11 protein-coding genes are annotated in these 11,964 nt (G+C 40.9%); 5 read left to right on the forward strand and 6 right to left on the reverse strand.

Features of this window, described 5'->3' with window-relative positions; genetic code table 11:
• The first annotated feature begins 81 nt into the window (after positions 1 to 81).
• Positions 82 to 933, forward strand: coding sequence for a M15 family metallopeptidase (locus BCM40_RS02550; RefSeq protein WP_065527285.1), 852 nt, complete (start codon positions 82 to 84; stop codon positions 931 to 933).
• 49 nt (positions 934 to 982) lie between these two features.
• Here the strand turns inward: BCM40_RS02550 and cls are convergent, their stop codons facing one another.
• The 4 genes from cls to BCM40_RS02570 form a co-directional block, all read right to left on the reverse strand.
• Positions 983 to 2,437, reverse strand: coding sequence for a cardiolipin synthase (gene cls, locus BCM40_RS02555; RefSeq protein WP_065527284.1), 1,455 nt, complete (start codon positions 2,435 to 2,437; stop codon positions 983 to 985).
• Positions 2,438 to 2,576: 139 nt separating this feature from the next.
• A complete protein-coding gene (locus BCM40_RS02560; RefSeq protein ID WP_065527283.1) occupies positions 2,577 to 3,407 on the reverse strand; it encodes a squalene/phytoene synthase family protein in 831 nt (276 codons plus the stop codon).
• Positions 3,408 to 3,593: 186 nt separating this feature from the next.
• A complete protein-coding gene (locus tag BCM40_RS02565) occupies positions 3,594 to 4,313 on the reverse strand; it encodes an HAD-IIB family hydrolase (protein WP_065527282.1) in 720 nt (239 codons plus the stop codon).
• On the reverse strand, positions 4,255 to 5,520 hold the full coding sequence (locus BCM40_RS02570) for a glycosyltransferase (RefSeq protein WP_065527281.1): 1,266 nt from the start codon (positions 5,518 to 5,520) through the stop codon (positions 4,255 to 4,257). Before BCM40_RS02570 ends, BCM40_RS02565 begins: the two co-directional genes overlap by 59 nt.
• 261 nt (positions 5,521 to 5,781) lie before the next feature.
• Here BCM40_RS02570 and BCM40_RS02575 point away from each other — a divergent pair, with 261 nt between their 5' ends.
• Positions 5,782 to 6,897, forward strand: coding sequence for an NAD(P)/FAD-dependent oxidoreductase (locus BCM40_RS02575; RefSeq protein ID WP_065527280.1), 1,116 nt, complete (start codon positions 5,782 to 5,784; stop codon positions 6,895 to 6,897).
• Between the two features lie 16 nt (positions 6,898 to 6,913).
• Positions 6,914 to 8,470 carry a GNAT family N-acetyltransferase gene (locus BCM40_RS02580; protein ID WP_065527279.1) on the forward strand — a complete coding sequence of 519 codons (1,557 nt, stop codon included), beginning with the start codon at positions 6,914 to 6,916 and terminating at the stop codon, positions 8,468 to 8,470.
• Positions 8,471 to 9,147: 677 nt separating this feature from the next.
• Here the strand turns inward: BCM40_RS02580 and BCM40_RS02585 are convergent.
• The gene (locus tag BCM40_RS02585; RefSeq protein WP_238323744.1) at positions 9,148 to 9,678 is read right to left on the reverse strand and encodes a tetratricopeptide repeat protein; all 531 of its coding nucleotides are present in this window, start codon (positions 9,676 to 9,678) and stop codon (positions 9,148 to 9,150) included.
• Positions 9,679 to 9,696: 18 nt separating this feature from the next.
• Here BCM40_RS02585 and BCM40_RS16555 point away from each other — a divergent pair, with 18 nt between their 5' ends.
• Together BCM40_RS16555 and BCM40_RS02590 are read left to right on the forward strand one after the other, a co-directional pair.
• Positions 9,697 to 9,861: a hypothetical protein gene (locus BCM40_RS16555; RefSeq protein WP_238323745.1), complete on the forward strand. Its 165-nt coding sequence runs from the start codon at positions 9,697 to 9,699 to the stop codon at positions 9,859 to 9,861.
• Positions 9,862 to 10,186: 325 nt separating this feature from the next.
• On the forward strand, positions 10,187 to 10,516 hold the full coding sequence (locus BCM40_RS02590) for a DUF5658 family protein (RefSeq protein ID WP_065527278.1): 330 nt from the start codon (positions 10,187 to 10,189) through the stop codon (positions 10,514 to 10,516).
• Positions 10,517 to 10,567: 51 nt separating this feature from the next.
• Here the strand turns inward: BCM40_RS02590 and BCM40_RS02595 are convergent, their stop codons facing one another.
• Positions 10,568 to 11,749 (reverse strand): MFS transporter, encoded by a 1,182-nt coding sequence (locus tag BCM40_RS02595; protein ID WP_065527277.1) that lies wholly within the window; start codon positions 11,747 to 11,749, stop codon positions 10,568 to 10,570.
• Positions 11,750 to 11,964 lie beyond the last annotated feature (215 nt).

Raw genomic sequence — 11,964 nt, forward strand, 5'->3', positions numbered from 1 at the left:
GGAAAATGCTATAGGTTAACAAAGAATTTCGTCGAAATAAATGGTAGAATAAGAAAGATATCGATAGAAGGAAGGCTTATTATGAAGTTTTTAGATCAATTAAAACAAAAGAATAAAAAGTTTTATATAAAATGGACGATGATTGGTGTATCAGCAATTATGGCGGCGTTAGCGGCAATGTGGTTATATATCCATAATTGGGATGCTCAACAAAGCATGAATGCATTAATGGATGTCGTAACAATTGAGGAGCCGGCTACACCAGCGACACAAGAGCAAATTGTAGAGGTTCCCGAAATAGAAGAACCAGTAGAAGAAGAACCTGTAGAAGAAAAACCAGTAATAGAAGAGCCTAAAGAAGAAACAGTGACGGATGCTACTGTCTATTCGGAAAACAATGCATTGCCAAAAGAGCCAACGATTATTAACGGTATATTGTTAGTGAACAAACAACATCCGCTACCCGAAAATTATGCTCCTGGAGAAGTACCGGAAGCGCGAGCAGCTTTTGAAACCATGAAAGCAGCAGCTGCTGAAGCAGGGATTAACTTGCATGCATTTAGTACGTATCGCAATTTCACGCGGCAAAAGCAATTATACGAACAGTATGTAGCGAAAGACGGTCAAAAAGCGGCTGATCGCTATAGCGCGCGACCTGGTTATTCTGAGCATCAAACAGGACTGACGTTTGATATTGGCGAAGCTGGAAAAGAGCAGCATTGGGCGGCTGCTTCATTTGGTGATACTGAAGGTGGTAAGTGGTTAGCGGCGAATGCTCATAAATATGGATTTATCCTTCGATATCTTGAGGGGAAAGAAAAAGTTACAGGGTATATGTACGAATCTTGGCATTTCCGTTATGTCGGAAATGATGTTGCGACCGAAATTTATGAAAAAGGGATTACCCTAGAAGAGTATTTAGAGGTAAATTAAAAAAGCGTCTTCGTGAATTTTACGAAGACGCTTTTTTTTTTAGAGAAAACTATAAAATCGGTGCCAATAAGCGAGCAATAGACTCTTTTGTTTTAATCATACTTGTACGATTCAAATACATTTCATATGTTAATTCAGTTGAAAGTTTCATGTCTTGATGGAAAAGTTCTGCAAGGTCAGTAGATACCTTCTCGTCGTAAATAAATGCATTTACTTCAAAGTTTAATTTGAAACTTCTTACATCGATATTAGCGGTACCAACAGTAGATGCTTTATTGTCTGTAACAATCATCTTTGTATGCAAAAAGCCGTTTTCGTAAGTAAATACACGTGCTCCCGCTCTTAACATTTGACCAATATAAGAATAAGTTGCCCAATAAACAAACGGGTGATCTGGTTTATTTGGGATCATAATTCGAACATCAATACCCGACAAAGCAGCGATGCGGATGGCATCATAAAAAGTGGCATCCGGAATAAAATAAGGTGTCTGAATATAAATATAATCTTTTGCTGAGTTGATGAGTTTTACATATCCGTCTTTGATTTGTTCCCAATCTTCATCAGGGCCGCTAGAAACGATTTGCATGGAAGTGTTTCCTTTAGCTTGTTTGGCTGGGAAGAAAAATTCATCATGTTCGATATCGTGGCGGGTGGACGCCTGATTCCAGTCACGGATAAAGCGAGTCTGCAAAGGGTGGAGAGCTCCCCCTTCAATGCGTAAGTGAGTATCTCGCCAATACCCAAACTTTCGACTTAACCCAATATATTCATCGCCGACATTAAAGCCGCCGATATAGCCAACATCTCCATCAATTACAACGATTTTACGGTGATTCCGATAATTTAGCCGGGGGTTGATAATCGGTAAAATAGAAGGGAAGAACGTTTCGACTTCTCCGCCTGCCGCTATTAACTCTTTAAAATGTCGCTTTCTCAAACTACGCGAACCCATATCATCATAAAGTAAACGGACTCTGACACCTTCTTTAGCTTTAGCAGTTAAAGCATCCACAATGCGAGTGCCGAGTTCATCCAAGCGGAAAATATAATATTGTACATGAATATGGTTGGTTGCATTTTCAATATCCGCAAGTAGAGCATCGAATTTCTTTCGCCCATCATTGAATATTTGAATACTATTATCTTCAGTGAGTAAAGCACCATTATTCCGCAAATGAAGATACACCAAATCGGCGTAGTCTTTCGTATTGGGATTCATAAATTCGAAGTTTTCATCATGCAATTCGTTCATTTGATGAGCAATCAAACTCTCAATCCCAACTCGTTTTGTCCCTTCCCATTTGAAAAGCGTTTTTTTACGCAATCTTCTACCTAGAAATAAGTAAATGAAGAAACCGAAAATAGGGATAAAGAATAACACCAATAGCCAAGCCCACGTGCTTGAAGCATCGCGTCTTTCAAGGAATACGAGAGCGGCAGCAAGAAGAACGTTTAAGATGAAAATCAATGCAGTAAAGACACTGAGAATAGTTACGGTCATTAGAATTCTCCTAACTTGAAATTCATGTATAAAAAAACTGGCTTTTGGTTTGTTTCGAACCAGTGGAAACTAGCTGTTCACGAATCATAATCAAACGATTCAAAAAAACCAGCCTTTCAAAAGATAAGGCTGGAGACAGTTAGCTTAATCGTTCTTCTTGTTTTAATTGCTCCACAATGCCTTCAACTTCTACACGACTCATCTTTTCTTTGCCTGATTTTAATGCTTTGAGCGTACTATGAGCCAATGCTAAAGGAACTTTACAAAACATTAAAATTCGCTTGTTTTTAATAGGTTGTACATAAAGATCCGCTTTTGCCAAATTATTTTTCGCGTAGTTGAACATGTCTTCACGTGTCCAACCTTCAGGTACAAAAGTGACGCCGCGCTCAAAATCTTCATCGTAATTGCGTAGCATATTGACTGCTTGCAATCCACGGCCAAAAGCAATCGCATGGTCGGGGTCTGTGACCGTTCCGTCATGCCAATGCCAAATGTCTGACAGCATGGTGCCAACAAGACCAGCTACGTAATACGTATATTCATCTAAATCATCTTGTGTTTGAATAACCCAATTCTTTTCTACCCACTTGGACATTCCGCCGGCCATAATTGCCGTGGATTCCATTACTTTCCCTCTAATTTCTTCAGGACAAACATGGAGCCAGTCCGCTAAACGCATAGTAACAGGTGGTAGAAACTCTTTATAAGGAGTAACGAGTTCCAAGTAAGCATGCTCATTAAAATCCGTTTCCAGCATTTGTTGAATCGTACTCAACAGTTTAATCTTAGCTTGGTCTTCCAGTTCTGGATGGTCTTCAATTTCATCAATCGCTCGCATACAAAGATAAGCCGAGCCGACAGTTTTCTTTAAAGTAGAGTCTAAAAAGCTGATTGGGATGAAAAAGGTCCGGCTAGTTTCTTTTAGCATGATTAAGGACTCTTTTTGTAGATTCGAAACTTTGCTCATCTCAATTTCCTCCTGTTAAGTGTATTGATAGTACATAAATTTATGTATGATAAAGCATCTGATTACAAAATGGCTTCCTACTAAATATAAACCATCTAGGTGAAAAAACAAACAAATACCCCGTAAGCTAGTACTTTATACAAGAAAAGCCCCTTTAAACAAACTTTATTGCTTAAAGGGGAAGGGTTATTTTGTATAAAAGTAGCGCCACGCTTCATGGATTCCACCGGCATAGCTATTTGTAGCTCGGTATATGGAAGGGTGCTTTTGTTGTTCTAGCAGTTCAGGTTGTGCATTTCCAACAATAACGGATGGAAAGCCCAACGTTAACATTTCTGTATCATTTCCAGAATCACCAGCTACCAGAAGTTTAGCTTCATCCAGCTGGTATTTATTTAATATATATTGAAGCGCTTGTCCTTTCCCGCTACCAGCTGGGAGTATATCGACATCACGTCCACCGCTATAAATCAATTTATACGAAATCTCCGCTTGATCAAGTGCTGTACGGAAAGCTTCTACAACAGTTTCATCAGTCGCATAATACGAACAGCGATTTGTAATCGGAAGCTCTTGAGAAACCAATCCTGGAATTTGACGAGCGACAGTATCTATTTTTTGAGGCAGCCACGATTGTTCCAAGTGCTGCGACCATGCTAAGTCTTGTTCCAATGAATCGCCAATATAAATAGCGGTTCCTACGTCTGTAATAAGGACGTCAGGAACCGGTAAATTTTCTTCGGTAATAAGTGACAAAGCAGATTGATAATGCCTTCCTGTAATATAAATCAGTGACACTTCGTATGTTTGGTTATCATAAAAATTGAACAGTGCCTGCAAACTATACTTATCCCCGACGAGCGTCCCGTCCAGGTCGGTTGCTAACAAATGCGTTGCTGCGTCCATGAATAATCACCTCATATAATGAATTGATGCGAGAAGAAATAGAATCCCAATTGAAATCTTTGCGAGCGATCTTATCAGCTTGACGACTTAATCGCTCTGTCAGTAATGCATTGGCAGATAAAATGTCCATTGCGATGGCTAGGTCGATATGGTTTTTCGTCTCAACTAACAATCCAGAAATGCCATCTTGAACGACATTTTTTAACCCTCCTACATTCGAAGCGATAACGGGACTTCCGCAAGCTTGGGCTTCTGCTGCAACCATTCCGAAAGATTCATAAAAACTTGGCACGATTGTAGCGGTAGCGGAATTGAATAATAGCGCCAATTCTTCCTGCGTTTGAGGACCTAAAAACGTTACTTGATTTTCAATGCCTTTAATGGCTTTACGAAGTTTTTTATCTTTCGGCAATCCAGTTTTCAAATCGAAATCTTCCGTATCTCCGCCTGCAATTACCAAGTGAGGAAGTTCTATGGATTTATTTTTTTCAACTAACAATTGAAAAGCTTTTAATAAAGTGAAGATTCCTTTTGTTACTTCTAATCTGCCGGCAAAAACAAAGAGTGGGCTGCTATAACCGAGTTTCTTCCGTAAGTGTGTGCGGTTACCTCGCACTTTAAATGCTTCATCAACTCCAATTGGTACAACTTGAATAGGTGAAGGTGAATTTATGTGAGATTTAATCAATTGTTTTTCATTTTGAGTAGTAGCTACTACTAAGTCTGTATTCTTTAAAATTGCTTTTTCCGCGTTCGTCCGACGCTGGTCGTGAATGCCTGTTGCCCGTTCTTTTGCCCAGGCAAGTGAATGTGTTGTGTGAACATAAGGTAAGCCGAATTCTTTTTTTAATTTTTTTCCGATCAATCCCGATAACCAATAGTGGGTATGGACAATATCGTAAGATGCTAAATTTAAGGTAGTTTTCAGCTCTTTATAAAATGCTGGGAGCATAGAATACATTTCGTTTTTTGAAACAAACCCTTTATGTCCAGCTTCTAATCTTATTACGCGGCACATCGCTCCGAATGTTTCTATTTGAGGTGCTGAAGCATCGCACCAATGAGTAACGACATCAACTTGCCACCCTTTATTTTCTAATGCGAGTGCTAATTGTTTAACATAATTGTTTTGGCCGCCCGATTGTTTACCACCGAGCTTAGCTAAAGGATCGCCATGATCCGAAATAAATAATGCTTTCTTGTTCATCAAAGCTCAGCTCCTTTTTACTTTTTAAAAGAGGTCATCACGAATATTTACCCGCATTTCAGAATTTTTAAGCGGATATTTCGAAATTGGTGCTTTTTTACTGCTGTGAAGTTTTAGTTGGAGAAAAAACAGTAATATAGCTTTACCCCATTTATATGAAAAATAATCCACAATTTTCCACTTTATGCAAAAGTGAATTTGTGTCTATTGGCGAGCTGGATTAGAATGTAAACACAAGACTTTTGGAAACTGGGTGTTAATATGAAATCATTAATAATTATTGGTTCAGGAATTTTAGGGGCTTCTGCTGCATATCATGCAGCGAAAGCTGGAGCTGCAGTCGTTTTAATAGACCGTAGCGATAAAGGGCAAGCAACAGGAGCTGCAGCTGGGATCGTCTGTCCGTGGATCTCTCAACGCCGAAACAAAGCTTGGTATAACTTGGCAAAAAATGGAGCGAAATATTATCCAGAGTTGATTGGCGAGCTTGAAGCTTTGGGTGAAGAGGATACGGGCTACAAACAAGTAGGGATTGTCAGCATTCATGAAGCTAGTAAATTAGATAAAATGGAACAGAAAGCCTATGAGCGAAGAGTAGAAGCACCCGAAATGGGAGATATTAAAAGACTGTCTTCAGAAGAGACAAGAGAAATTTTTCCTTATGCAACTGAAGAGTATGGGGCGCTTTGGGTAAGTGGAGCGGCTCGAGTTGATGGGAGAGCTATCCGCGATGCGTTAATTTCAGGTGCGATGAAACTTGGAGCAGAGCGCATCATTGGGGATGCCAAGTTATTGGTTGAAGAAGAGCAAGTAGCAGGAGTTACGATAGACGGAAAAGAACTTATCGCAGACGTCGTTATTTCAACAGGAGGCGCATGGGCAGCGGAGTTGTTCAAACCATTAGGATTAGACTTGGATATTGTGCCTCAAAAAGCTCAAATTCTTCACTTGCATGCGGAATCCCGGAAGACAGAAGACTGGCCAGTTGCGATGGTTCCATACGGTCAATACATTGTTCCGTTTGCAGATGGCAAAATTGTTGCCGGTGCCACGCATGAAAATGGAGTAGGTTTTGATGATAAGCTGACTGCGGCTGGAATACACCACATTTTGGATAAAACTTTGGAAGCGGCACCGGGTCTCGGAGAAACAGCAGTTTCAGGAGCTGCAACTGGTTTTCGTCCTGCTACAACCAGTGCTTTGCCATTTATCGGTCAAGTTCCAGGCTATCCGACCTTTTTTGCGGCTAACGGACTTGGTGCTTCAGGTTTGACTGCTGGCCCGTATTTGGGTGGCCAATTAGCCAAACTTGCACTCGGGGAACTTGTTGATATCGATTTGAGTCTTTATCAGGTAGAAGATGCATTTAGAAGTTGAGAGGAGGCGAGCAAGTATGTATTGGTGCAAAATCGCCCGGACACCAGCTGAGTTTGAAGCAATTGCCCGTTTAAATTATGACACGTTTGTAGAAGAAATCCCTCAACACCAAGCAGATGACAGTGGGATGCGCATCGATCCATTTCATGAACAAAATACGTATTTAATTGTATTATCAGGAATGGAAGTGGTTGGAATGATTGCGTTGCGTTCTGAACGTCCATTTTCCTTGGATTTAAAGATAGGGAAAATCGAAGCGTTGTTGCCGGATGCCGGTAAAGTGTGTGAAATTCGTTTGTTGGCGATTCGTAAAGCGCATCGCAACGGACGTGTATTTTTTCTTCTAGCACGTGCACTATCGGATTTTTGTTTAGAGCAAGGGTTTGATTCGGCGGTTATTTCTGGCACGACCCGTCAAATGAAGCTATATGGGCAGCTCGGGTTTCGTGCATTTGCAGAACCAATGGGCACAGGAGAAGCTGTTTTTGTTCCGATGGTTACGACGCGTCGCCAATACATGGACTCTGTTGCTGCGAGGTTACAAGCAAAACGCAAGCTGTTTGTCCCAGGACCGGTTGCTTTGACTGAACAACTCGCCGATCCTTTCAAAGAAGCACCTATTTCACATCGATCAGCGGCTTTTCGCGAAGTGCGGCAAGAAGTAGATCGCTTACTTGAGGATATGACAGACATGACGCCTCATCTATTAGCAGGAAGTGGAACTTTAGCGAACGAAGCCATGCTCGCACAAATAAAGCGGCTAAATTTAAAAGGATTAATTTTAGTGAATGGTGAATTTGGTAGACGTTTAGTCCGACAAGCAGAGCGTGTGAACTTGGATTATGAAGTGGTGGAAGAAGCCTGGGGGAAAGCTTTCGATTTTGAAAAAGTAGTAGAGTGCCTAGAAACAGAAGACTTTCATTGGGTTCTTATGGTTCATGGCGAAACATCTACGGGGCAACTAAATAACTTTTATGAACTAACGGATATTTGTAAGGAGCGAAATATTAAGCTTTGCCTGGATTGCATTAGTAGTTTTGGGGCTGTGCCATTTTCGCTCGAAGAGGTTTGGCTCGCTACAGCGACAAGTGGCAAGGCCATCGGAACTTTGAGTGGTGTCGCCATCGTCTTTGCAAATCATAAAATAGAGCCAGACAAAACCGTGCCTAGCTATTTAGACCTCGGCCTTTATGCAACAGACATTCCGTTTACATTTTCTGCGAGTCTACTGGAAAGCTTACATCGTGCATTAAAGGCATATCCAGCTCGCTATGAACTATTAAATCAGCGATTCCATATGTTGCAAGAAGATACACAAGATTGGTCAACCTTAGCCACTGGTTACCCAACCGCTCGAACTTTCCAAACAGTAGAAGATATTCGTTTCCTTGTTGAAGATGCTCATCTTTCAGGTTTTGAATTGCATTCAGCAAGTGGTTATTTAAAAACACGGGAATTGTTTCAAGTTTCCTGCATTCAACCAGAGTTTGAAAAAGACTGGGAGCACTTCTTAGAATTCTATGAAGTTTACCAGCGCTATCATGTAAAAGAAAAAGCCCGTCACTCAATGTGAAGAGTTAAGAGTATAAAACAAATTTATTTCCCTTTTTGAAAAAGAGTACTTCACACTATCGAAGGTGTATCCGCGGGAGCCATCCCCAAAGCGACCGGAGCGACTTGTTGCTAATGCAAAAGCCCGTCACTCAATGTCACGGGCTCAGACTGTAGACAAAGTCTATTGAAAATGTATAGTTGTGTATAACCACAACCGTTCTGGCCACTGCGCTTTCCATGGGCTCAGCTTCAGCCTCCTCGTCACTTGCGTTCCTGCGGGGTCTTCAGCTTTCGCTGTCCCATAGGAGTCTTCGTGGCCAGAACGGTTGTTAGCATATTGCCCCAATTAGAGAGAGTAACCAGCGAATTTATTTTCAAGAGGATTAATGAGTAATCACACAAGGATCCGAAGCGCAATGCGGCGAAGGGCAAAGATATGCTCCTGCATCGCTGCGCTAGCTTCGTCGCAAAGCCACTGCCCGAAGTCCCTTCGGTCACTGACTTTCCTGCGGAAAAACGGAGTGATGAGACCCCGCAGGAGCTTGCGACGAGGAGGCTCAGCGCTTCGTCCGCGGAAAGCGTCCGCATGGAGCGAAGGATCCAGTATAGAGGATGAGATGAATACTCATTCGTTAACTAACATAATAATTCTTTTGTCTACAAGCTGAGCCTGTCACTCAATGTGACGGGCTTTTATTATGCCATTACTTTTTTGTACACCGCTAATATAAATGTCTTATAAGGAAAGTCGGACATAGGTTTGATCAAGTCTTTCGCAATCGAAGCGTGTTTTATTGCGAGTTCTTTGTCACCAAGCTCTAAGTAAATGAGTGCCATATAGGCATCTTTTTCATAATGCAACGACAAATCGTAAGGGTGGTGGAGAAATTCCCAAAGCTCGTGCTTTTTCAGCCACACCAACGCTTCTTCAAATTGTCCGAGACCATATAAAGCTTTTCCTTTTTCCAAAGTAAACATAAAGACTTTGTCATCTGGATATTTTTCTAAGTTCTCCTCAATCAATGCAAGAGCCGCTTGGTAATCGTGAGCAAAAGAATTTAAATAATGCACTTCAATCGCATCAGCGAATGCACTCACTTTGTCGTCCTCGGTAAAATTCGCAAACAAGTGAAGTTTGGAAATGTAATAATCTTTTCTTGTTGTATCCTCTTCCAACATGGCTTGAAAACTGGCCAGGCGATAAAGGGCGTCAATTCGATAAAACACGTGGTGCTCTTTGGAGTATTGAATAGCTTCTTCTTTTTGCTTATGTTGATATTTGGTATTAGCAATGCCTTTGTTAATACGCCAATTGGGATCATGATGCAAAAAGACGTAGCAGAAGAATGTCGAGGTCGCGTCTTTGGAATTTTGGAATCGATGGCAATGGCCATGATGCCACTTGGGTAGCTTCTGTTTGGTCTACTTTATGATTTAATGCCTGCAGAATATGTGGTCGGGGCAAGCAGTATTTGCTTACTTGTGTTAACAAACTATTTAATGCGCTCATCTGTTATGAAAGAGGCGATGCCTGCGCTTCAAAAAATATAATGCTTATATTAACTACTGAATAACTCTAAGTTGAGGATGTTCAGTAGTTTTTTATAAATGTTTTCTTTATTTATTGAAAATTAAAATAATTTATGTATAAATACCCTGTTTTCGTGTCTAACTTCTATATTTTAAGGGTAACCCATTACTAAGGACTTATACTTAGCGAATGGGAGTGTAAATTATGAGCTCAGAAAAAGCTGCTGCACCATTAAAAAAATATGTTTGGAGTTTAGTTGTCTTAAATTTCCTAGATGGTTTGCTAACATACATAGGGCTTTCAACTGGAGCGATAAACGAAGGCAATCCGCTCTTGGCATCGCTTTCTCCTTTCGCCCTTTTAGCAACAAAGCTTTTCTTATCCCTATGTCTCTTCGGCTTTCTCTTCACACCTTTCATCAAGATTCAATCCCGCATCTGGCGTGTTACGCTTGTTATGGTTAATATCTTGTACTCGGTTACATTATTGCTTCATTTGTATTGGCTAGTTATTTTAGTTGCGATTACGTATTAAAAAAAGCACCGCTAAAAGCGATGCCTGGGCTAGAACTCCTGCTATTACCTATTACGCAGAAGCGCTGGCTTTTTTTGTTGTTGCTAAAGTTTTGTTAGAAGCTTTAAACAATACGATTAATAATATACTCGCAATTGCCAGTGCTGCAGATAAATAATAAATGCTACCGGATTGAATAGTAAGGAGCCAAGTGAAAGCTAAAGGACCAATAATGCGTCCAAGATTATCCATAGAATAAGTTAACCCAGCGGCTGTACCATATTTGCCGCCTGATTCTTTAGATGTTAAAGATACTAAAGCTGTACGAGACAAAGCGTTTCCGGCAGTAAAGATGCTAAGTGCCACTCCTGCAAAAATCAAACTGTTTGTAAAAGGGAGGAGGAACAACCCAAGGGCGGTAACAAGTTGTGCGCCAATAATCCACTTTGTTTCGGCACCATCTTTAATGCGACGAACAACCCCGCCTTGAATGGCAGCATCGACAAACCCGCTCGCGATAAACAAGTAGCCAAGTTGTAGTGGGGTCATGCTAATTTGTTTGATTTGAAACAGCTGAAAAGTCGACTCCAATCCTGCTAGTAAAATAGTCACCATAAATGACATTAAAAACAAATAACGAATGCGGAACTGCCAAAGCATACTCGAGCCTTTTGGCAAAAGGGCGCGTTTTACGGCTTCGCCTTTACGAACAGGTTCTTTTAACACAAGACTCGCATAACCCATCAATAACAAAACGAGTACTGCAGAAGTTGTAAATGGCAACGACAAGGAAATCGATCCTAGCAAGCCACCAATGGCTGGTCCAAAAATAAACCCTAATCCAATTGACATGCCAAGAAAGCCCATGTATTTATTGCGATCTTCATTCGAAGTGATATCCGCTACATATCCCGTAACAGCTGTGTAAAGGGCGCCGGAAAATAGACCACCTACAATGCGTGAAAAATACAGTAGCATTAAATTATCGAGAAACAACGAAAACAAGAAGAAACTTAAACTAAAGCCAGCTAACCCGACGAGTATGAGTTTCTTGCGACCGGTGTTATCGGATAATCTTCCCCAGAGCGGCGCGGTAAAAAATGAAGACAAAGCATAAATGGTGATTAATCCGCCAACATGGATTTCTGAGTATCCTTGTTGCACAATCACTTCAGGTAAAATCGGTATAATAATGCCGAATCCTAAATACACAAAAAACTGAACGGACATCAGCAGTAAGATCGTTTTTTTCATAATGAAGAATTCCTACTTTCTGAAAAGACTATGTCCTCATTTTACCTTTGTTTCTTAAGGAGAACAATGACCAGAAAAAAGAGGACCATTTCTGGTCCTCTCAGTTTGCATACAAAAGAATATTTACTCATTTTTTTATATGCAGATGCAGATGGGATTCTCCGCCCCCAGTGGACGCTTTCCGCGGACTCCGCGCTGAGCCTCCTCGTCGCAAG

The sequence above is a fragment of the Planococcus donghaensis genome, from assembly GCF_001687665.2.
Classification (GTDB): domain Bacteria; phylum Bacillota; class Bacilli; order Bacillales_A; family Planococcaceae; genus Planococcus; species Planococcus donghaensis.